Here is a 20,775-nt window from a genome sequence, read left to right as displayed (position 1 = left end):
TTGCGGGAACGGGGCCGGTGGGCGGCGATTCGGGTCAACCCTTGACTCCGCTGGAGAACCCTTGGATAAGTGATTTCTGGAGGAAGAAGAAGGCGATCAGCACCGGCAGCGCGCCCAGGATCAGGGCGGCGAAGATGAGTTCCCACTGGGACTCGTACTCGCCGACGAAGGTGTAGATCGCCACCGGGAGGGTCTGGTTGCTGGTGCCGCTCAGGTAGAGCAGCGGCTTGAGGAAGTCGTTCCAGATGAACAACCCGTTCAGGATGACCACCGTGCCGGTCACCGGACGCAGCAGGGGGAAGACCACCCGAAAGAACGCCCGGGCCGGGGAGCACCCGTCGATCGCCGCGGCCTCCTCGTAGTCCAACGGGATCTGCCGGAGGAACTGCACGTAGAGGAAGAGCGAGAACGGGATGCGCAGCCCGACGTAGATGATGATCAGCGGCAGGATGCTGCCCAGCAGCCCGATGTCGCGCATCATCTTGTAGAGCGGAATCAGCCCCAACTGGAACGGCACCAGCAGGCCGACCATGAATCCGTAGAACGCGAGGCTGGACCATTTCGAGGTGAGCCGGGCCAGCGGGTACGCGGCGAGCGAGGAGAGCAGCACCAACAACGCCACGCTGACCACCGTGATGATCATGCTGTTGGCCATCGCGCCGCCGATGCTGGCCTGGTTCCAGGCGTCGACGAAGTTGAGGAACGTCGGACTCTTCGTCGGCGCCACCGGCGACGACAGGTCGTCGGCCGGCCGGATGGCCAGGTTGATCAGAATGTAGATGGGGAAGAGGAAGAGCAGCGCGACCATGAACATCACGCTCTCCAGGGACGCGCTCCGCCAGGTGTAGCGGTTCACTTGTCACCCCCGCGCAGCAGGAAACGGTACTGGACGACGGCGACCACGCCGATGAACAGGGTCAGCACGACCGCCAGCGCGGCGCTGTAGCCGAACTCCCCGTACTGGAAGGCGTTGCGGTACAGCAGCGTCGACAGTGAGTCGGTCGACTGGGCCGGACCGCCCTGCGTGGTCACCCAGATCTGGTCGAAGATCATGAACCCTCGAACCAGGGACAGCACCAGGTTGACCGTGATGGCAGGAGCTAGCAGTGGCCGGACGATGTGCCAGAACCTCGGCCACGCGCCCGCGCCGTCCAGCGCCGCCGCCTCCAACTGCTCGGCGGGCACCGCCTGTAGGCCGGCGAGGAAGATGACCATGGAGTACCCGGAGAACTGCCAGACGACGATGATCGCGATCGCCCAGAGGGCCAGCGACGGGTCGCCCAGCCAGTTGCTGGCCAGGTCGGCCAGCCCGACGGCACGCAACACCTCGTTGATCGGACCGTCCGGCGTGTAGATGAACTGCCAGAGGAACGCGACCACGACGGAGATCACCACGACCGGCATGAAGAAGATGAGGCGGAGCAGGTTCTTGCTCTTCAACCGGCCGTTGAGGGCGAGCGCCAGGAGGAGCCCGATCCCGTTCTCCAGCAGCGTGATGGTGACCACGAGCGCGAGGGTGTTCCGCAGGGCCCGCATCGCGTGTGGGTCGTCGAGCAACCGCGCGAAGTTGTCCAGCCCCACGAACGACCAGTCCGGATTCAGACCGTCCCAGTCGGTGAACGCGTAGCCGGTGCCCTGCAGGCTCGGTAGCACCACCACGAACAGGTAGGGCACCGCCGCCGGCAGCATGAACAGCCACAGCCACGACCGGCGCTTGCGCCGGGTCGCCGGCGGTCGGCCGTCGGCCGTGGCGGAGGCGGCCGGCTTGGCCGCGGTACTAGCCAGGTCGTTCATGTCCCCGACTTTCGTGAGACTCGGCATTGCGCTTGACACCCGTGTAACTGTGCTTCCGCGACCGGCATGCGTCTTGCACGGGAGGGACGGACTCTTGGTGCTGCCGGTCACAACGGGGCCGAGGGCAGCGCCGGCCGCACGACGGTCCCGGCCTGCACCGGAGTAGGCCGATCCGGGTCCTGATGGGCGGCGTACGGCCCCGTCGACCGGTTCGGCGGTCCCGTCACGGTCTGTCCGGGCGGTCGGGTCTGGTTCATGGCAAGAAGGCGACGTATGTCGGTAACCTGTGCGGATGGGACGCAGCCGAGGCGATGGCTCCGGAGAAGTCCGGACCGACCCCCTACCGATGACCCGACTGACCCTCGCCACCACGATCGTGGCCGACGACTGGGTGGTCGAGCTTCCGCGACCGCTGTTCCTCCGCGCTGGCGAGCAGGTATGGATCGAGGGCACAGCGGTCTGCGTCCGACAGCCAGACGGAGCTGTGGTCCGGCACGACGGAGATGCTTACTGGCTCTGCCGTCTACGCTGACGACGTCAGAGCGTGGTGCGGAACTGCCCGGAGTGTTCCTGTGCCCACTGGGCGAAGGTTCGAGCGGGATGCCCGGTGACGTCCTCGACGGTGGGCAGAACCACCCCGGCGACATCGGGAGGGTTGGTGGCCAACTGGATTCCGAACTCCACGTAGTCGTCGTCGTAGCCGTAACCTCGCAGCCGAGCACGTTCGCCGTCCTCGGTGAGTTGCACGAAGGCGATGTCCTGACCGGTGGTTTCGGCGAGAATCCGGGTTCGGTCCCGTGGGGTGAGCGCTTCTGGTCCGGTGAGCGGGTAGGTCCGTCCCCCGTGACCATCGTGGGTGAGCGCAGTCGCGGCGACGCTGGCGATGTCCGCTTCGTGCACCATCGCGCTGGGGTAGGCGGCGAGCATGGAGACGGTGCGCTTGGCGCGGATCTCCTCGGCCCATTCGAGGGCATTGCCCATGAACTCCACGGGTTGCAGGATGCTCCAGCTGATGCTGCTGGCCATGAGGGCGCTTTCGATGCTGGTGGGAGCCCAGCCACCGAGTACGGTGGCCCGACCGACGCCATGGCGCTCGGCGAGGTCGATGATCTCCGAGCCGTTGGTCAGATCTTCGGAGCCATCGCCGCCGAAGGTGATCAGGTGAACCCCCTCGACTCCTTCGAAGGCGGGTCCGAGCGTGGTGGTGTCGGTCAGGTCGCCTGCTACCGCCCGGACGCCGGGCGGTAGCTCGGCCCTTGCGGGGTTGCGGGTGAGTGCTCGGACGTCGTGCCCGGCCTCGTGAAGGTGAGCGACGAGGTGACGCCCGACCTGGCCGGTTGCTCCGGTGACGAGGATGCGCATGTCGTAGGTCCTTTCGGTTCCATGGCACTCCCCATCCTCACCACCCTTGTGGCCGAAATGTGGCCACAAGTGCCGCTAGAGTCGAGTCATGTCGAGCAGCACCCGAGTCCTCGAACTCCTCGGACTGCTTCAGAGCCGGCGTCATTGGCCCGGCGACGAACTCGCCCGTCGACTCGGTGTCAGTCAGCGCACGCTTCGCCGTGACGTCGACGGCCTGCAAGAGCTCGGGTATCCGATCACCACGACGAGAGGCACCGGCGGTGGCTACCAGCTCAGCCCAGGTGCCTCCCTCCCGCCCCTGGTGCTCAGTGAGGAGGAGGCTGCCGCCGTCGTCATGGGGCTCAAGGAGATCGCCTCCGGCGCCTACCCGACGTCCGGGGATGCCGCGCTCAGCGCCCTGGCCAAGATCGTCCAGGTGCTTCCCGTGCGTATCCGGCGCCGCATCGACAGCCTCCGAGCCGTCGCCGTCCCAGCGCAGGGCACCGAGCAGTCTGCCGCCATCACCGATGTCGCCTCGTTGACGACCGTTGCCCTGGCCTGCCGAGATGCCGAGACGCTGGAGTTCACCTACCGGACGCGAACCGGTCAGGTCGCCAACCGGACGATCGACCCGTACCGGATCGTCAGCGTCGAGAGCCGTCTCTACCTCGTCGCCTGGGACCTCGGCCGGGGCGACTGGCGCGTCTTCCGTGCCGACCGGATCGACGGCCCACGCCGTACCGGGAAGAGGTTCGCCCCACGCCAGCTCCCTGCGGACGACCCCGTGGAGTACGTGCGCGCGCAGATCAGATCGATGCCCGGCAGGTATTCCGTTCATGCCACGGTCCAGGCCCCCGCTGAGCGGGTGAGGGACGAGATCGCGCACTACGGGACCGTGGAGCCTATCGATGACATGTCGTGCCGGGTGCACATCGAAGCCGATTCCCTCGGTTGGGCCACCTTCTGCATTGGAGCACTCGAAGCCCCGGTCGTCGTGCACGGACCACCGGAAGCCATCGAGTACATGCGCAACTGGGGGCGACGTCTCACCGCCGGCACTCAGGAGCACCCGTGACCGGTCGTGACGGGACCGGGCCTGTCGGTGCTCGCTTCTATGCTCACGGCCATGTCGGATGCCTTCACCGCCTTGTGGACCCAGGACGTCTGCCGGGAACTCCGCCGGCACCGCGTCGGCCAACGGCCCACGGTGGCGTTCAGCGGGGTGCACCAGTCCCTGCCCAGTTGGACCAGCGTCGGTGTCGGCGACACGGTCTTCGCACTGCATGTCAACCGGTGTGTGGTCTACCTGGTGAGCCGCCTCCGGGTCGTCGACAAGCAGCGGCGTGACTGTTGCGGCCCGGCCCCAGCAACCTGGCGTGACCCGGCCTATCCGGGGCACGACGCCTGGGCGATGCTCGGTGCCGGCGGATGCGGGGCGAGTCCGGTGCACGTCGACGCGACGCCGGTCCGCTTCGACGTCGCGGTCCCCGGCGACCTGCTCGGCGAGCTGACCTGGCGCAACCGACGCGGAGAGACGCGCACCCTGAAGTACGTCGTGGACGGCCGTCTCGAACGCGCCGTCAGTCTCCAGGGCGTCTACCTGCTGACCGACGAGTCCGCCGACCGACTGGGCGCCCTGCTCGACAGCTCGCCGACCCCGAGCCGAACGGCATAGCCGCGGACGGCGACCCGCACGGATACGGCGACATCCTCACCGAGTCGGTCGTGACTCTCTCCTCCGGAGTCCCCATCGCCGCCGCGAGCCTCACACGTGGCCCGGCGGCACCGAGGCTTGGCGGCGAGCCTATCGCCGGCCCAAAAGCCCAAGATCGGTTTGGTACCAGGAGGATCCGATGATGACGTGGAGTTCCGGGCCGCGACAGAAGGTACGAGCCCCGCGTACCTCCAGGCCGTCGGGCAGGACGAGCCGGGTCGGCTGGCCGGCGGGTGTCACCGCTGTGGCATCGAGCTGGAACGGAGTCACCAGGTCGTACGCGGGTCCGTAACCGGAGATGAGCGCGCCGCGGGTGCCGTCGGTCAGCAGGGCGTGTGCGCTGCGGTAGGGGGCCGGGCCGTGGTCAGTTGGCCTGCCGCCGGTGACGGAGACGAGGTGGAACTGGGTGTCGGCGCAGGTCCATGCCGTCTCGTCGGCGAGATTGAGGGCGTAGCAGTCGAAGATCTCCGGCATTGCCGGTCGCTGCGGGTAGAGCCAGTCCGGTTCGAGGGCTGCGGTGAAGCGGGCGAGTCCGTGTGTCTGGGGACCACGACCGGCCATGGCCTCGTCGAAGTAGCCGGCCCAGATCGCGCCGGTGGGCGTGGTCAGCAGGTGACCGATCGCGTCGCCGAGGTCACCGTGGCGCTCACGTCGTCCGTCGGGGGTCCTTATCTCCGCGTTGGCGCCATCGCGGTTCCGGGAGCGCACGAGCAGGATGCGGTCGCCGGGTAAGGGCTGCACGAACCGAGGTTGGCTGCACCCGTCGAGCTGCACGGACTGGACCGGCTGTCGGCTTCCGTCATGCACGGTGACCAGACGCCGTTGGGGTTGCACCCTGCTGGCCCAGACGGCGAGGGCCCGATTGTCCGGGCCGACACCGACCGTCTCGGGTGTCCGCTCCCATTGCGGGTCGGTCCGGTCGGGGATCAACAAGCCGGCGTGGCGCAGCGGCGAGACCGGGAGCCGGAGGGTCTCCAGCCGCCGGCGCAGGCTTTCCTGGTCACGCTCATGTCTGGTCTTAGGCACGGGGGTGTTCTCCTTTGTGGGGGTTTGTCTGGGTGGACGGCTTCCGACTGCCGCGTTGGCACTTCAGGCGGGGATGGCGGTGATCTGGGCGCGGGCCGCCCGGGCGAGCTGTAGGAGTTGTTCGTCGGCGCGCAACTCGGGGTCGAAGTCGCCCAGGTACGCCGGACACGATCACCGGGTCACCGAGGGCAACCACCGCGACCTCAGCCACGACAGGCCAGGGATCCGACTGCGGGTACCGGTCGGAGATCGGGAAGAGAATCGACGGCGCGGGCCAGCAGATGCCGGGCTGCCGTACCAGATCAGCCGATCCATCCATCGGCGCTGGCCCGCTCATCGGACGGGGCGGCAACCGCCCTTCACGTCACGCATGAACCAGATCATGAAGCACCGCGGCAGCCGTCGCAACGTCCACCACCGGCTCCCGAGGTCGACCCTTGGGCGAAGGGCAGACGAAGAGGCTCGTTCACTAGTGGCCCGCTCGCTGCGTCCGTCGTCCACTGCATCGGGGAATACTGGGACGATGGTGGACGACCGACCCGGCTGGGTCGAGCGCCCGGCCACCCAGGGCACCGGCGTTCCGGCCCGCCTCGCCGCACGAGTGCTGTGCAGACGGCTGAGTCGCGGGAACATGTACCGTCGCGTACACCCCGTCGCCCGGCTGCTGTGCCACGCGCGACGAGCACGTGGTGTCGATGGCCGAGGTGGCGCGCCCTGGTTCGTCGCCGCCCTCGCTCGGGCGGCGGCCCGGCCGCCGTCGACGCCGGCCACCTGCCCGCCGCGCCGGAGCGGGTGCCACTGTTCCTCTACTGCACCGAGCAGTGGGAACGGCTCGACGCACTCGACCCGGACGGCATGGAACTGCGCCAGCACCGCCCCGCGTACGACGGGCACGACTGGCACCGGCGGCTTCGGAATCTGAACCCAGCCGGCCCTCTTCCGCCGATGCTTCCGTACGCATCTCGTCGGGGGAGCCAGGCGCTCGGCCTGCCGAGGGTGCCGCTACGTCGCAGCGATCGGGTAACCGATGGTGGCGACATCCTCGTGCAGCTCGGCGAGGGTGAGGTGCGGGTTCAGGGCCCGGATCACGGCGTCGGTGAGCGGCTGTTGGGCGACGACGTGCTCGACCAGCGCCCGGTCCACCTCGATCTCGTAGTAGTCGCTGGCGAATGCGACGAACCGGTCGACGATGTCGTCGAGCAGGATCTCGAGCATGCCGGACCCGTCCGGCCCGATGTCGTCGTACGGTCCGCGCAGCGGCGGGAAAGCGATGCCTTCGCCGGCGCGCCAGCGGTCGTCACCGGCCAGCCGCCACAGCACAGCAGTGGCGATGAACTGCCCCTCCTCATCGCAGAAAGCGGGCTCTGCCAACTGTGGATGCAACGCCGCCGGGATGCCGTCGATCAGGCCTGGCCATAACTCGGCGTCCGGATCGCCGTAGGGCGACATCGTCGACTCGTGGTCGAAGACCCGGATGAACGCGCCGTCTGCGGTGAACACGACGGCCCACTCGTCACCGCTGCCGTTGCTCATCAGCGCTGCATCGTCCTTGCCCCAGGTCGGGGTGTAGTCGTAGTAGGGCACCCCGTCGTCGAGGATGCGTGCCAACACGGCCAGTGCCCTGCAACGCTCCCGTAGCACGTCGATGGTGGGCAGTCTGGCGGCGATGTCGTACACGGTCACCGGGCGACCCTACGCCGGCCGGCGGCGACTCGATCGCCTGCGGTTCGGTGGAGGGTGATGCGCTGGGTGCCGTGCGGTATTCACGGGCTCGGTCCCGACGGCCGGAACGGGTCCGGCCCCGCCCGGTCGGAACCAGGCGGGGCCGGACTTCGTCAGCCGACGCTAGGCGTCAGCAGCCGGTGGCGGAGAGGTTGAAGTCCTCCACCGTCGGCGTGTTGGCGACGAGCCGGCTCTGGCGGGTCTGCGGCTTGAAGCCGTCCTTCGCGGCGATCACCGTCAGCGGGTTGTTCTTCCGGTCCATCCAGTAGGCGTACTTGCCCGCGTTGTCGGTCTTGAAGGTGTACGACGACACCGCCGAGTCCACCTGCACGGTCGCTCCCGCGAGCGGCGCCGTGGCGCCCTGGCAGCTGGTGCCGGTGACCGTACCGGTCAGCTTCGACCAGGTCTTCGGCGGCTGCGCCACCATGGTGACGCTGACCGGGGGAACGGTGTAGGGGCTGTTCTCCCCGATCACGACCGACCCGGAGTAGGTCCCCGGCTGGTCGACGTTCGCGGTCATCCCGACGTTGACCTTGACCGACTGGCCGGGGGCCAGGGTGGCCTCCGTCTTGTCGATCGTCATCCAGCTGACGTCGGCGGCAGCCGCGGCGCAGTTCTCGAAGCCGGGCAGCGCCTCGCTGTCCGGGGTGGCCGTGAAGCTGCCCGAGGAGCCGCCCACCTTGTAGAACCCGCACGCCGCGCCGCCACGGTACCGGGCGGTGTTGGCGTTCGGCAGCGGCGACCAGGTGTTGGCGGCCGGGTCGTAGGCGAAACCGGCGTTGGTGATCGCGCCGTTCTGCGAGCCACCGACGACGATCAGCTTGCCGTTGGCCGCCGCGTGCGAGCTCGCCCAGCTCGTCGCCGGCGCGTCGGCGATCGGGGTCCAGCTGCCACCGTTCGGGTTCAGGGAGTAGCTGACCTTCTGCGGGTTCGAACCGTCGTTGCCGCCGGTGCAGTACACCACGCCGTCGATGCCGCCGCAGGAGGCGAAGGCGACCGACACCGGGTAGTCCGGCAGCGCCGCCCAGCTGTTGCTGGCCGGGTCGTAGGCGACGACGTTCTTCGCCATCGGCGTGCAGCTGGAGGTGGTGCAGCCACCGATCGCCAGCAGCTTGCCGCCGACCACCGCCGCGCCGGCAGCCGCCCGCGGCGCCGGGTTGGCGGCCACCGTGGACCACGCGTTCGTCGCCGGGTCGTACGACCAGGTGGCGGCGTCCGGGCCGGAGGCTCCCCAGCCGCCGGTGGCGATGATCTTGCCACCGACGACGCCCACCGTCATGGCGTTACGCGCTGCGGGCAGGTCGGCGATCGCCGTCCAGGCCAGGGTGGCCGGGTCGTAGACGTAGTTCTTCGTCGACGAGGCAGATCCGTTGCCGCCGCCGATCGAGTACACCTTGCCGCCGAGGGTGACCACCGCGTTGTCCATGACGTTGCTCGGGTAGTCGGCGATGTCGGTCCACGGCGCGGCCTGCGGGCCGGTCACCGACGGCGCCGCCGCGGTTCCCGTCTTCGCGGTGGCCGCGAAGGACGTCGGGGCGGTCGACCGCACCAGCTCAGCGCCGGCCATGCCGAGGATCTGCTGCTGGTTGATCCGCGTCCCGTCGGCACGCTGGAGCTCGAACCCACCGTCCTGCTCACCGAACGTCACCTCGACCGGCGAGTCGCCGGTGTTGGTCACGGTGAAGGACTTGGTGGCCTTGCCGTTGGGCATCTGGAGCGTGCCGGTCACCGTGGTCGGCGTCACCGACAGCTTGCCGGCGCCGAGCTGGAAGTTCGCCGCGGTCGCCGAGTCGGCCTCGACGTCGATCGACTTCTGCTGGCTCTTGTAGTTGCCCGCCTTGGCCGTGAACGGGTGGGCCCCGGTCAGCGACGAGAACATCCAGTAGAAGCCGTCCGCGAGCTCGGTGTCGTCCGGCGTGGCCACGGTGGTGGCCGTCTCCGCCGCCCGGTCGTCGCTGGTCACGGTGGCACCGTTGATGTAGCCGTCGGTGTTCTTGTCCTGGACGTGGCCGACGACCAGGCCACCCTCGACCGGCTGGCAGAGGACCTGGGTACCGATCAGGACGTTGTCCACCGCCCACCACCAGTCGTACGAGCCGACGTGGTAGTGGAACCGGACCCGGACCTGCGCCTGGCCGGCGGCCTGCGGGATCGCCACCTCGGTCACCTTCGGCCCGCGGACGTCCGCCGTCTGCCGCAGCACGGTCGTCCAGGTGGCACCGCCGTCGATGCTGAGGTCGACGTCGGCGTTCTCACCGCCAAGGTGGTTGAAGTCCTGGTTGAAGCGGATCTTCGGCGCGGTGACGTCGGTCAGGTCGACGATCGGGCTGATCAGCGAGGTGTTCTGCTGCTTGCCGCTGCCGTGCTCGTCGCTGTCGATGATGGCGAAGTTACCCGTACCACCGGTCAGGTTGCCGCGGCCGCCCGGGTCGGTGAACTGCCAGGTGAACCCACTGTTGATGTGGTCGACCACCGTCCAGCCGGCCGGCGCCGTCGTGCCGTCGAAGGTCTCGTAGACCCCGTCCGAGCCGTTCCGGTAGCCGGGCGCGAGGGAGCAGGAGTCGCTCTTCACCGGCACGTCGACGTTGGCGGTGGTGTTGCCCGTGCCGACCACGACGTCCTTGGTCACGGTCTGGTAGCCCGGGTACTGGGCCTCCACCGTCAGCTTGTACGTCGCATCGGCCGGCAGGGTGAGGCTGTACTGACCGTTCGCGGGCGTGGTGTAGTCGGAGACGCCGGAGACGCCGACCACGGTCACCTTCGCGTAGAGCGGCCAGCCGTGTCCGGAACCGTCCTTGACCTGGCCGCTGACCGTGACGCTGGGCACCGGGGTGAGGGCCACGTTGGTCGTCGTGGTCGCGTCGGTGGTGATCGTCGCCGGGACGGTCTTGCTGCCGTAGCCAAACGCCGTCACGGTGGCCTGGTAGTCGCCGATCGGCAGCAGCACGGAGTACGTGCCGTCGGCGCCGGTGGTCAGCGTGCGGTTCGCCGGACCGGTCAGGGCGACGCTGGCGCCGCCGATCGGCTGACCGGTGGCCGAGTTGGTCACCTTGCCGGCGAGGGTGCCGGTGTCGCCGATCGGGGCGGTGTTGAACAGCGCGAGCGCGTCCAGCCGACCCTCACCGAACACGTTGTTGTCGTCGTCGGTGCCGCCGCACTGGCTGGCCGGCGTGTCGACTGCCGATCCGTCGAGCAGCGCACGGGTAGCCGTGACCTCGCCGACCAGCGCCGGCGCCGCCGACCAGAGCAGCGCGATCGTGCCGGCCAGGTGCGGTGCGGCCATCGAGGTGCCGTTGTAGCTGCCGTAAGTGCTGCCCGGGAGGCTCGACCGGACGTTCACACCGGGCGCGGCGATGTTCGGCTTGATCTCGCCGTCCTGCCCGGCACCCCGGCTGGAGAAGCTGGCGATGTTGTTGTTCACGTCGTACGCGCCGACGGAGTAGTTGGCGATCCGGCTACCCGGCGACCCACTGGTCTGGCACGCGGAACCGTTGTTCCCGTTGGACCAGGTGCCGAAGATGCCCGACGCCTCCCAGGCCAGCGTGATGTCCTCCATGAAGGGGGCGTTCGAGGGCGCCGTGGTTCCCCAGGAGTTGTTGATGATGTTCGGCCGCTTGCTCGCGTCCGGGTTCTGGCCGTTGAGGTCGGTCGGCTCGAGCATCCACTCACCGGACGAGACGAGCGCCGCGTCGGTGGGGCAGCAGCCGTTGGCCGCGATCCAGGTGACCTCAGGCGCGACGCCGATCTGGTTGGCGTCGGCGTGGCCGGCCATCGTGCCCATGGTGTGCGTGCCGTGGCCGTTGGTGTCGCAGGGGGCGGTGGCGCACTTCCCGGCCGCGTCGAACCAGTTGTAGTTGTGGTCGAACGTGCCGTCGCCGTTGTTGCCCCGGTAGGAGTTCACCAGCGCCGGGTGGTTGAACTGCACACCGGTGTCGATGTTGGCGACCGTGATGCCGGCGCCCTTGGCGCCGTACTGGGACCAGACGTCGTCGGCGTTGATGTTGGCGATGCCCCACTCGACCGCGTTGGTCGCCATCTGGTCGGTGCCCTCGGTAACCTTGGGTACCTCGTAGCTGACCGGGGCATACAGGCCCTCGACCTCGTCGTGCGCGGCGAAGTCCTGGGCCATGGTCTTCGACCCGCTGCTCACCTTGATGGCGTTGGTCGCCCAGAAGGTCTCGTACTTGACGCCGGCCTTGTCGAGCTTGTCGCGGACCTTCGACTGGCTCTCCGCGGCCGTCTTCTTGAGGGCCGCCGCGACGGCGGTGCCGCGCTCGTTCCAGTCCTTGATCGCGCTGGCCTTGCTCAGGTCCGCGCGCGGGCCGAAGCGGACCCAGAAGTCCGACTCTTCCTTGGCCTCGAACTGCTTGGTAAGCTCCGATCGAACTTTGGCCTCTACTGAGGACGATTCACCGGGCGCGGCCGCCGCGCCGGATCCAGTCGCGGCCAACCCCGAGATGGTGAGCACCAGCGCCGCACCGGTACTGACCAGTGATCTCGCGAGGTGTCGTGGGTTTACAGGTTTTGACATGCGTGCTTTCTCCTAAAAGAACGATCCTGAGTAGATCGAGCCATGCTGGAGAGAGCAAAGAGGACCTTCCCCGGGTGTGCGGGGAAGGGCGAACCCTCCGTGCCCGGGCGCACTGCGGATCTACGTCAGCGGCCCGGACTGACACTATGATCAGGATGGTCGCTGATCAATATGTACGCAGGTAAAACCTTCGAAGGCCGAGAGGACATCGGCGGCTGTCTGGGAGCAAAACGCCCAAGTCCGCAGGGCGGAGCGCCCATGTGCATCGATGATCGGCTGCTGACCTGGCGGCGTTACGCCCATTTCTGGGTTGAATCGGGCGGCATCTGAGGCGGGTGCCTATTCGGCAGACCGGTATGCCCTGGCTGTGGTTAATCCGGTTTGTCGCCTTTGTGTTTGGCGTGATCGCGAACCGGCCTTGGCCCCCGTTGTCTCTTGTGGACTTGTCGATTCGGATCTGCTGGGCGTTCAGGGCTCACGACCGTCGTGAACACGGCGACGAACAGGTTTGACGCGATCCGCGAGAGGGGCCGCCTGCGCTGGTGCCGAGGGCGGTGAGCGGGGGATCCTGACCGGATGGGACATGGCGAGCTCGCAGCCGAGTTGATCGAGCGGATGGACCGCGACCAGCGGGCGCGGTCCGAGGTGGCCGGTCCGGCGACTGGTGACGTCTGGGCCCGGGTACGCGAGGTCGACACCGACAACACGGCGTGGTTCCGCACGGTCCTTGACCGATGCGGGTGGCCCCGGCGCAGTGAGGTGGGTGCCGACGCCTCGACCGCCGCCTGGTTGCTCGCGCAGCACGCCGACCTCGACCCGGAGTTTCAGCGCCGTTGTCTGAGCCTGCTCGAGCAGGCGGTGCGAGACGGCGAGGCGCAACCGTCGCACCTGGCGTACCTGACCGACCGGGTCCGCCGGGCCGAAGACCGGCCTCAGCTGTACGGCACGCAGTTCTGGGGCGGACCGGACGGCAGGGGGCCGCTCCAGCCGCAGCCGATCGAGGACCCCGAACGCCTCGACGAGCGGCGCCGGAGTGTCGGGCTCGGGCCGTTCGCCGAGTACGCGACGCTCATGCGCCAGGGCGAGTTCCCCGACCAGGACCGGGACTGAGGCACCGGCCAGCGGCACCACGGTCAACCTTCCCGGCCCGGCCGCCGTGCCCGTCGCGGATGCGCTCGTCGGGCAGCCCGGAGAAGCCCGGCCGAAGACACGTGGGTCGAGTCGCGGCAAAACTTGATTCATTCCAGAAGAGTGGACTATGTTCGTCACATGACGGCCGACTTCGAGACCCAGCTGCGGGCGGTCTCGTTGCGCGTGACGCGGCCCCGACTGGCGGTGCTCGCCGCGCTGCGCGACCACCCGCACATCGACACCGACTCGGTGATCGCGCTGGTCCGGGCGGAGCAGCCCACGGTCTCCCACCAGGCGGTGTACGACGTACTGCGGGCGCTCACCGACGCCGGCCTGGTGCGGCGCATCCAGCCGGCCGGTGCGACCGCCCGGTACGAGACCCGGGTGGGGGACAACCACCACCACGTCGTGTGCCGCTCCTGCGGCGCGATCGCCGACGTCGACTGCGCGGTCGGCCATGCTCCCTGTCTCACCGCCTCCGACGACCACGGTTTCACGGTCGACGAGGCGGAGGTCGTCTACTGGGGCACCTGCCCCGGCTGTACGGCCGAACGCACGCACAGTGATCCCGTCAGTTCGGAAGGAAGTAGATGAGCGACACCCAGGACAACGCCCCCGCCAGCGCGCAGGGCGTGGACCAGAAGGCGGCGGCTGGCTGCCCGGTCGCGCACGACTCGGTGACCGCGCACGGCAGCGAGAGCGAGAACCCGGCGATCGACTCGCCGACCTCGAAGACCGGCGGTCGTCCGCGTACCAACCGGGACTGGTGGCCCAACCAGCTCGACCTCTCGGTGCTGCATGCCCACTCGTCCAAGGGCAACCCGCTGGGGGAGAGCTTCAGCTACGCCAACGAGTTCGCCAAGCTCGACGTCGAGGCCCTCAAGCGGGACATCACCGCGGTCCTCACCACCTCGCAGGACTGGTGGCCGGCCGACTTCGGTCACTACGGCGGCCTGATGATCCGGCTGAGCTGGCACGCCGCGGGCACCTACCGCATCCACGACGGTCGCGGCGGCGCCGGCGACGGTGGTCAGCGGTTCGCCCCGCTCAACAGCTGGCCGGACAACGCCAACCTCGACAAGGCCCGCCGACTGCTCTGGCCGGTCAAGCAGAAGTACGGCCAGAAGATCTCCTGGGCCGACCTGCTCGTGCTCGCCGGCAACGTCGCCCTCGAGTCGATGGGCTTCAAGACCTTCGGCTTCGGCTTCGGCCGGGAGGACGTCTGGGAGCCCGAGGAGATCTTCTGGGGCCCGGAGGACACCTGGCTCGGCGACGAGCGCTACGTCTCCGAGAAGGAGATGGCGACCGACGTCGGGGCGACCGAGATGGGTCTCATCTACGTCAACCCGGAGGGCCCCCGCGGCAACGCGGACCCGGCCGCGGCGGCGCACTTCATCCGCGAGACCTTCGCCCGGATGGCGATGAATGACGAGGAGACCGTCGCCCTCATCGCCGGTGGCCACACCTTCGGCAAGACCCACGGTGCCGGCGTCGCCGACGACCACGTGGGCGCCGAGCCCGAGGGCGCCCCGCTGGAGGCGCAGGGCCTGGGCTGGCTGAGCACCCACGGCAGCGGCAAGGGTGGGGACACGATCACCAGCGGGCTCGAGGTGACGTGGACCGACAAGCCGACGCAGTGGAGCAACCGCTTCTTCGAGATCCTCTTCGGCTACGAGTGGGAGCTCACCACGAGCCCCGGCGGCGCGAAGCAGTGGGTCGCCAAGGACGCCGAGGCGATCATCCCGGACGCCCACGACCCGGCGAAGAAGCACAAGCCGACGATGCTCACGACCGACCTGTCGCTGCGCGTCGACCCGGCGTACGAGAAGATCTCGCGCCGCTTCCTGGAGAACCCCGACGAGTTCGCGCTGGCCTTCGCCAAGGCCTGGTACAAGCTGCTGCACCGCGACATGGGTCCGGTCGACCGCTTCCTCGGACCGTGGGTGCCCGAGGCGCAGCTGTGGCAGGACCCGGTGCCCGCCGTCGACCACGAGCTCGTGGGTGACGCCGACATCGCCGCCCTCAAGGCGAAGGTCCTGGAGTCCGGCCTCACCACCGCCCAGCTGGTCTCCACCGCCTGGGCCTCGGCCGCCAGCTACCGGTCCACCGACAAGCGCGGCGGCGCCAACGGCGCGCGGATCCGGCTCGAGCCGCAGCGTAGCTGGGCGGTCAACCAGCCCGAGCAGCTCGCGACGGTCCTGGCGACCCTCGAGGGCATCCAGCGGGAGTTCAACTCCGCCGGCGGCGCGAAGATCTCGCTCGCCGACCTGATCGTGCTGGCCGGCTCGGCCGCCGTCGAGCAGGCGGCGCGGGACGCCGGCGTCGAGGTGACCGTGCCGTTCCGCGCGGGCCGCACCGACGCCACCCAGGAGCAGACCGACGTCGAGTCGTTCCGGGTCCTCGAGCCGCGCGCTGACGGGTTCCGCAACTACCTGCGTCCCGGCGAGAAGACCCAGCCGGAGGTGCTGCTCGTCGACCGGGCCTACATGCTCAACCTGACCGCGCCCGAGATGACCGTCCTCGTCGGCGGTCTGCGGGCCCTCGGGAACAACGTCGGCGGCACGTCGCACGGCGTCCTCACCGACCGGCCCGGTGCGCTCACCAACGACTTCTTCGCCAACCTGCTCTCCCCGGGCACCCGGTGGAAGGCGTCGGAGTCCGAGGAGCACGTGTACGAGATCCGGGACCTGGCCACCGACGAGGTGAAGTGGACCGCCACCGCGGTCGACCTCATCTTCGGCTCCAACTCCCAGCTCCGGGCCCTCGCCGAGGTCTACGCCAGCGAGGACGCGCGCGACAAGTTCGTCACCGACTTCGTCGCGGCCTGGACCAAGGTCATGGAGCTCGACCGGTTCGATCTCGCCTGATCCGACCCCAACCGACGAGTCCCGGTCGATCCACCAGCGATCGACCGGGGCTCGTCCGTCGTTGGTGCCGTCCGCGCTCAGCCTGCGCGGTGCCCGGCGAACGCGAGCCCGTCCGCCAGCGGCCGGAGCGCCTCCTCCATGAGGTCGAGGAGCGAAGTCCGTCCCTCCTCGGCCACCCACTGCTCGTAGGCGACCCGAATCGCGCCGACACACGCCGCCGCTGCCGACCGCACGGAGAACGTGTCGGGGGCGAGCCCGGTCGCGCGTGAGATCGCGACCGCTAGACGCCGCTCGTTGCGGATCACGTCGTCCATCAGCGCGCTGCGCAGCGCTGGTGTCAGCAGGGTGAGCCGCGCCCGGTCGAAGAGCTCGTCCGGGTCGTCGTCCTGGATCACGCCGAGGGCGGACCGCACCAGAAGCAGGACCGTCTCGAGCGGGTGCCGGTCGGTAGGCAACTGTTCCAGGGCAGCGCGCAGAGCCGGCTCGTAGTTGTCGTTGAGGAGGACCGCTTCCTTGTTCGTGAAGTAGCGGAAGAAAGTCCGATCTGACACTTTGGCAGCCGCTGCTATCTCCTCGACCGTCGTGGCCTCGTACCCGCGGGCCCGGAACAGACGCAGTGCCTGCTGCCGCAAGAGGCGCTTGGTGTGCAGCGTCTTGCGGGCTCGCAGCGAGGTATTGGCATCGACGTTGGTCACGCTGAGTTGCCTTTCTTCCGGGCTGACGATCGCCGCGTTGCCCCGTGCCTGGCCACGTCTCGCGTCATCGGCCACAGGAGGGTACGCCCGACCGATCAAGGCGGCAATCCGCCTCGTTGTGCCCGACACTGATCGCGGCGTTTCTGTTTTGGCCTGACTATGGTGGTCGGCGCAGTGAGCGGGAAATGCCGCCCGGCAGTGGGCTTGACGTCGACTTGGACGGCGCGGCGGTGGAGGGCAGGAAGTCGGCCGACTCACACGGGCCGTGGTTCCTTGCGCGTGTCGAGGGTGTTGTAGGGGACGCCGGCGGTGTCGGTCATGAACTGGAGCAGGGTCTGGGCGGGGAGCGGCAGGCGCCGTTGCCGTGGCCACCACACCCGGACGTCCCGGACGGCGTCGGGATGATCGATGTCGCGGACGTGCAGGTTGTCGGTGCGGGACACGTCCATGGCCAGTTGGGTGGTGACCCCGACACCGAGGCCGGCGCTGACCAGCGCGACGAGCGACTGGGGGTTGCTCACCTGGTACGCCAGCGGGGGCGGTTGCCGGAGCGAGAACCAGAGCGGGTGGGTCTGGAGGCTGTCCGTGTCGTACCGGCCGGTCATGATGAGCGGATGCTTGAGGAGCTGGGCGGGCGCCAGCGGCTCGTCGGATCTGGCCAGTGGGTGGTAGGCGGGCGTTAACACCTTGAACTTCTCCCGCCACATCGGGTGACTGCGGAAGACCGTCTCCGACAGCGGCGGCGTCGTCTGGCGGAGGAAGAGCTGGACATCGCCCCGGGCCGCCGCGTCGTGCAGGTGGGCGCCGCCCAGCTCGACGAGCCGGACCCGGATCAGCGGATACACCGCCCGGAAGGCCTTCAACAGCTCGGGGATGTAGCCGGCCGTCGCGCTCGGGTACGTGCCCAGGCGTACGTCGCCCCGCCGGCGCCCGATCGACTCGCTGACGTTGCCTCGTGCCGACTCGATCTCGCCGAGGATCGCGTGGGCGTGGACCAGCAGCGCGCGACCCCGGTCGGTGAGGCCGATGGGGCGACGGTCGCGGTCGAAGAGCGCCACCCCGAACTCCTTCTCCAGGGCGGCGATCTGGGCGCTCACGGTGGGCTGGGACACGCCCAGCTCGGCGGCGGCCGCGGCGAAACCGCGCCGGTCCGCCACGGCGACGAAGGTCTCCAGCCAGCGAGTCTCCACCTGTGGCCCTCCGGTGCGGTTGTGTCATCAGGATTTCCTATAGAGGAAATCAATGTTACTGGCGATTGCTATTCGCCCTGCCCAAGGCCCCCTTACGTTGGCCCCGATCGACGAGCGCGCCAGGCGCTCGCGGAGCGGACGAGGACCAACCTGCATGCCTGTCATCACCCGGATCGAGGTCGCCACCGCCGTTGTGCCCCTACCACGGGTCACGGGCATTGCGCGACGGACGATCACCAACCGTGAGTACACGCTCGTCCGGATCACCGCCGACGACGGCGTGACCGGAATCGGCTTCTGCTACCCGGGACACAGCGGAGCCAACATCGCCTCGCTGGCGGTGCGCGACCTGCTGGCTCCCGTCCTGCTGGGCCGGGACGCCGACCTCATCGAGGGCGCCTGGCAGGCGATGTACCAGGAGGCGCTGCTCCACGGTCGGGTGGGCTCGGTCGTCCGCGGCCTGTCCGCCCTCGACATCGCGCTCTGGGACCGCAGCGCCCGCGCTGCCGGCCTGCCCCTGCACAAGTACCTGGGTGGCCACTCCGACGAGGTCCCGGCGTACGCCTCCGGCGGCTACTACCTCGAAGGAAAGGGCGTCGACGGGCTCGCGGCGGAGCTCAAGGGCTACCAGGACCTCGGCTTCTCCGCCTTCAAGATCAAGGTCGGGCGGGTCGGTGTCGAGGAGGACCGGGACCGGATCGCCGCCGCCCGAGAGACGATCGGCCCCGACGGCGTGCTGATGCTCGACGCCAACAACGCGTGGAGCGACCTGCCGAGCGCCCTCCGCGCGCTGCGTCGCTGGGAGGAGTTCGACCCCTACTTCATCGAGGAGCCGTTCGGCCCCGACGACATCGAGAACCACGCGCGGCTGGCGAAGGCGACGTCGATCACCGTCGCCACCGGCGAGATCGAGGCCGGCCGCTGGCGGGCGAAGAGCCTGCTGGACGCCGAAGCCGCGGTGATCCTCCAGTGCGACGCGGCGGTCTGCGGTGGGCTCAGCGAGCTTCGGAAGATCGCCGACCTGGCCAGTGCCTACGGCGCCTCGCTCGCCCCGCACTGGTTCCACGACCTGCACGCGCCGATGGTGGGCGCGTTCCCGGCCGGGATCTTCGTCGAGTACTTCGTCGGCAACGACATCCACAACATCAACGCGCTCCTCGACCGTGAGCTCGAGGTGTCCGGCGGTGTCATCCGGCTGCACCAGACGCCAGGGCTCGGGTTCGGCTTCGCCGAGGAGGCCCTCGAGCGCTACCTGACCGGCCCGTGGGAGGTCGTGGAGAAGTGAGCGAGACCAGCACCCTGACCCTGCGCAACCTCGTGAACGGGGCGTACGTCGACGGCGCGGCCGGCACGGACGTGTCGACGAACCCGGCGGACTCCGCCGACGTCGTCGCGGTCGTGCCCCGGATGTCCGCGGCCGAGGCCCGGTCGGCCGTCGACGCCGCCGCCGCGGCGCTGCCGGCCTGGCGGGACACGCCGAGCGTGCTGCGGGGCAAGCACCTGTTCGCCGTCGCCGCGCTCATCCGGGAGCGGGCCGACCAGTTCCGGGACACGATCTGCCGCGAGATGGGCAAGACCACCGCCGAGGCGACGATCGAGGTCGAGCGCAGCGCCGAACTGGTGGAGTTCTTCGCCGGCATCGGTCGTCTCCCGCACGGCGACGTCGTACCGGACCGTCGCCCCGGCGTGGTGACCACGACCCGACACGAGCCCATCGGGGTCGTCCTCGCCATCACCCCGTGGAACGACCCGCTGATGGTGCCGGTCCGCAAGGCCGCGCCCGCGCTGATCCAGGGCAACACCGTGGTCCTGAAGCCCAGCCCGGACACGCCCGCCGTGGCGCTGCTCCTCGCCCAGGTCATGCAGGACGCCGGACTGCCCGCGGGCACCTTCAACACGGTCACCGGCGACGTCGCGGAGGTCGGCGACACTCTGGTCCGCGACCCCCGGATCGCGGGGATCACGTTCACCGGCTCCACCGCGACCGGTCGGCACCTCGGCCAGGCGATTGCGGGCACCGGCACCCGGTTGCAGACGGAGATGGGCGGCAAGAACGCGGCGGTGATCATGGCCGACGCCGACGTCACCCGGGCGCTCGAGGTACTGCTGCCGTCGATCTTCGGCCAGACCGGCCAGCGGTGCACCGCGGTGAGTCGTCTCCTCGTCCACCGGGACCGCTACGACGAGGTCGTGGAGCAGATCGTCGCCCGAGCCGGCGCGGTCGCCGTCGGACCGGCCGCCGACGCGGCGACGACCATGGGTCCGGTGGTGAACCAGCGCCAGCTCGACAAGGTGCTCACCATGATCGACACCGCCCGTGAGCAGGGCGCGGTCATCGCCGCCGGCGGCGAGCGACTCGCCGACGGCACGGCGGCCCGGGGCTGCTTCGTCCGGCCGACCGTCGTCACCGGCGTCACCACCGACATGCGGATCTGGACCGACGAGGTGTTCGGCCCGGTCGTCGCGGTCATGCCGTTCGACGACCTGGACGAGGCGATCGGCATCGCCAACGACACGACGTACGGACTGGCGTCGGGCATCTTCACGAACAACCTGGCCGCGGCCGAGGCGTTCGTCCGGGGCATGGAGACCGGCCAGGTCGTCGTCAACCTCGCCCCCAGCGGCTGGGACGTGCACCAGGCGTTCGGCGGGTTCAAGGAGTCCGGTTCCGCGTTCAAGGAGCACGGCCTGGACGGGCTCGCCTTCTACACCCGCGTCAAGACCATCGCCGTGTCGGCCACCCCTTGAGAATCGGAGCTACCCG

Annotated in this window: 16 protein-coding genes; 8 read left to right on the top strand and 8 right to left on the bottom strand. The window is 69.2% G+C overall.

Annotation, left to right across the window (positions count from 1 at the left end):
• Positions 1-34 precede the first annotated feature (34 nt).
• Both GA0074692_RS12840 and GA0074692_RS12835 read right to left on the bottom strand, forming a co-directional pair.
• Positions 35-856 (bottom strand): carbohydrate ABC transporter permease, encoded by an 822-nt coding sequence (locus GA0074692_RS12840; protein ID WP_091643981.1) that lies wholly within the window; start codon positions 854-856, stop codon positions 35-37.
• The gene (locus tag GA0074692_RS12835) at positions 853-1,794 is read right to left on the bottom strand and encodes a carbohydrate ABC transporter permease (RefSeq protein WP_091643976.1); all 942 of its coding nucleotides are present in this window, start codon (positions 1,792-1,794) and stop codon (positions 853-855) included. Before GA0074692_RS12835 ends, GA0074692_RS12840 begins: the two co-directional genes overlap by 4 nt.
• A gap of 346 nt (positions 1,795-2,140) precedes the next feature.
• On the opposite strand from GA0074692_RS12835, the gene GA0074692_RS12830 reads away from it, so the two are divergent.
• Positions 2,141-2,326, top strand: coding sequence for a hypothetical protein (locus tag GA0074692_RS12830; RefSeq protein ID WP_091643973.1), 186 nt, complete (start codon positions 2,141-2,143; stop codon positions 2,324-2,326).
• A 5-nt stretch (positions 2,327-2,331) separates the two neighbouring features.
• Here GA0074692_RS12830 and GA0074692_RS12825 read toward each other — a convergent pair whose 3' ends face one another.
• Complete coding sequence (locus tag GA0074692_RS12825; RefSeq protein WP_091643970.1) at positions 2,332-3,156, bottom strand: SDR family oxidoreductase; 825 nt, start codon at positions 3,154-3,156, stop codon at positions 2,332-2,334.
• Positions 3,157-3,244: 88 nt separating this feature from the next.
• Between GA0074692_RS12825 and GA0074692_RS12820 the strand changes: the two genes are divergently transcribed.
• Both GA0074692_RS12820 and GA0074692_RS12815 read left to right on the top strand, forming a co-directional pair.
• A complete protein-coding gene (locus GA0074692_RS12820) occupies positions 3,245-4,210 on the top strand; it encodes a helix-turn-helix transcriptional regulator (protein WP_091643967.1) in 966 nt (321 codons plus the stop codon).
• 51 nt (positions 4,211-4,261) lie between these two features.
• Entirely contained in the window at positions 4,262-4,810 is a 549-nt protein-coding gene (locus GA0074692_RS12815) for a hypothetical protein (protein ID WP_091653356.1), read from the top strand.
• Positions 4,811-4,939: 129 nt separating this feature from the next.
• On the opposite strand, the gene GA0074692_RS12810 is transcribed toward GA0074692_RS12815, so the two are convergent.
• From GA0074692_RS12810 to GA0074692_RS12800, 3 genes are all read right to left on the bottom strand, one after another.
• Positions 4,940-5,875 carry a hypothetical protein gene (locus tag GA0074692_RS12810; RefSeq protein ID WP_091643963.1) on the bottom strand — a complete coding sequence of 312 codons (936 nt, stop codon included), beginning with the start codon at positions 5,873-5,875 and terminating at the stop codon, positions 4,940-4,942.
• Positions 5,876-6,877: 1,002 nt separating this feature from the next.
• Positions 6,878-7,558, bottom strand: coding sequence for a hypothetical protein (locus GA0074692_RS12805; RefSeq protein WP_091643958.1), 681 nt, complete (start codon positions 7,556-7,558; stop codon positions 6,878-6,880).
• 169 nt (positions 7,559-7,727) lie between these two features.
• Positions 7,728-12,128, bottom strand: coding sequence for a S8 family serine peptidase (locus GA0074692_RS12800; protein ID WP_091643955.1), 4,401 nt, complete (start codon positions 12,126-12,128; stop codon positions 7,728-7,730).
• A 576-nt stretch (positions 12,129-12,704) separates the two neighbouring features.
• Here GA0074692_RS12800 and GA0074692_RS12795 point away from each other — a divergent pair.
• The 3 genes from GA0074692_RS12795 (at position 12,705) to katG (ending at position 16,126) form a co-directional block, all read left to right on the top strand.
• Positions 12,705-13,238 carry a DUF6624 domain-containing protein gene (locus GA0074692_RS12795; protein WP_091643952.1) on the top strand — a complete coding sequence of 178 codons (534 nt, stop codon included), beginning with the start codon at positions 12,705-12,707 and terminating at the stop codon, positions 13,236-13,238.
• A 159-nt stretch (positions 13,239-13,397) separates the two neighbouring features.
• On the top strand, positions 13,398-13,853 hold the full coding sequence (locus GA0074692_RS12790; protein ID WP_091643949.1) for a Fur family transcriptional regulator: 456 nt from the start codon (positions 13,398-13,400) through the stop codon (positions 13,851-13,853).
• The gene (katG, locus tag GA0074692_RS12785) at positions 13,850-16,126 is read left to right on the top strand and encodes a catalase/peroxidase HPI (RefSeq protein ID WP_091643946.1); all 2,277 of its coding nucleotides are present in this window, start codon (positions 13,850-13,852) and stop codon (positions 16,124-16,126) included. The genes GA0074692_RS12790 and katG overlap by 4 nt, the downstream gene beginning before the upstream one ends.
• 77 nt (positions 16,127-16,203) lie before the next feature.
• Here the strand turns inward: katG and GA0074692_RS12780 are convergent, their stop codons facing one another.
• Both GA0074692_RS12780 and GA0074692_RS12775 read right to left on the bottom strand, forming a co-directional pair.
• Entirely contained in the window at positions 16,204-16,896 is a 693-nt protein-coding gene (locus GA0074692_RS12780) for an acyl-CoA-like ligand-binding transcription factor (protein ID WP_176738432.1), read from the bottom strand.
• 179 nt (positions 16,897-17,075) lie between these two features.
• Positions 17,076-18,011, bottom strand: coding sequence for a LysR family transcriptional regulator (locus GA0074692_RS12775; protein WP_091643942.1), 936 nt, complete (start codon positions 18,009-18,011; stop codon positions 17,076-17,078).
• 154 nt (positions 18,012-18,165) lie between these two features.
• On the opposite strand from GA0074692_RS12775, the gene GA0074692_RS12770 reads away from it, so the two are divergent.
• Together GA0074692_RS12770 and GA0074692_RS12765 are read left to right on the top strand one after the other, a co-directional pair.
• The gene (locus tag GA0074692_RS12770) at positions 18,166-19,296 is read left to right on the top strand and encodes a mandelate racemase/muconate lactonizing enzyme family protein (RefSeq protein ID WP_091643939.1); all 1,131 of its coding nucleotides are present in this window, start codon (positions 18,166-18,168) and stop codon (positions 19,294-19,296) included.
• Positions 19,293-20,759: an aldehyde dehydrogenase family protein gene (locus GA0074692_RS12765; protein WP_091643936.1), complete on the top strand. Its 1,467-nt coding sequence runs from the start codon at positions 19,293-19,295 to the stop codon at positions 20,757-20,759. Before GA0074692_RS12770 ends, GA0074692_RS12765 begins: the two co-directional genes overlap by 4 nt.
• The last annotated feature ends 16 nt before the right edge of the window (positions 20,760-20,775 follow it).

The sequence above is a fragment of the Micromonospora pallida genome, assembly GCF_900090325.1.
GTDB lineage: Bacteria > Actinomycetota > Actinomycetes > Mycobacteriales > Micromonosporaceae > Micromonospora > Micromonospora pallida.
This window is presented reverse-complemented; position numbering and strand designations above follow the sequence as displayed.

What these genes read in the sequence shown, in the direction of transcription:
- GA0074692_RS12825 (WP_091643970.1), bottom strand. Translation starts at nt 3,156, where the DNA reads ATGCGCATCCTCGTCACCGGAGCAACCGGCCAGGTCGGGCGTCACCTC.
- GA0074692_RS12790 (WP_091643949.1), top strand. Translation starts at nt 13,398, where the DNA reads ATGACGGCCGACTTCGAGACCCAGCTGCGGGCGGTCTCGTTGCGCGTG.
- katG (WP_091643946.1), top strand. Translation starts at nt 13,850, where the DNA reads ATGAGCGACACCCAGGACAACGCCCCCGCCAGCGCGCAGGGCGTGGAC.
- GA0074692_RS12795 (WP_091643952.1), top strand. Translation starts at nt 12,705, where the DNA reads ATGGGACATGGCGAGCTCGCAGCCGAGTTGATCGAGCGGATGGACCGC.
- GA0074692_RS12820 (WP_091643967.1), top strand. Translation starts at nt 3,245, where the DNA reads ATGTCGAGCAGCACCCGAGTCCTCGAACTCCTCGGACTGCTTCAGAGC.
- GA0074692_RS12815 (WP_091653356.1), top strand. Translation starts at nt 4,262, where the DNA reads ATGTCGGATGCCTTCACCGCCTTGTGGACCCAGGACGTCTGCCGGGAA.
- GA0074692_RS12800 (WP_091643955.1), bottom strand. Translation starts at nt 12,128, where the DNA reads ATGTCAAAACCTGTAAACCCACGACACCTCGCGAGATCACTGGTCAGT.
- GA0074692_RS12830 (WP_091643973.1), top strand. Translation starts at nt 2,141, where the DNA reads ATGACCCGACTGACCCTCGCCACCACGATCGTGGCCGACGACTGGGTG.
- GA0074692_RS12770 (WP_091643939.1), top strand. Translation starts at nt 18,166, where the DNA reads ATGCCTGTCATCACCCGGATCGAGGTCGCCACCGCCGTTGTGCCCCTA.
- GA0074692_RS12835 (WP_091643976.1), bottom strand. Translation starts at nt 1,794, where the DNA reads ATGAACGACCTGGCTAGTACCGCGGCCAAGCCGGCCGCCTCCGCCACG.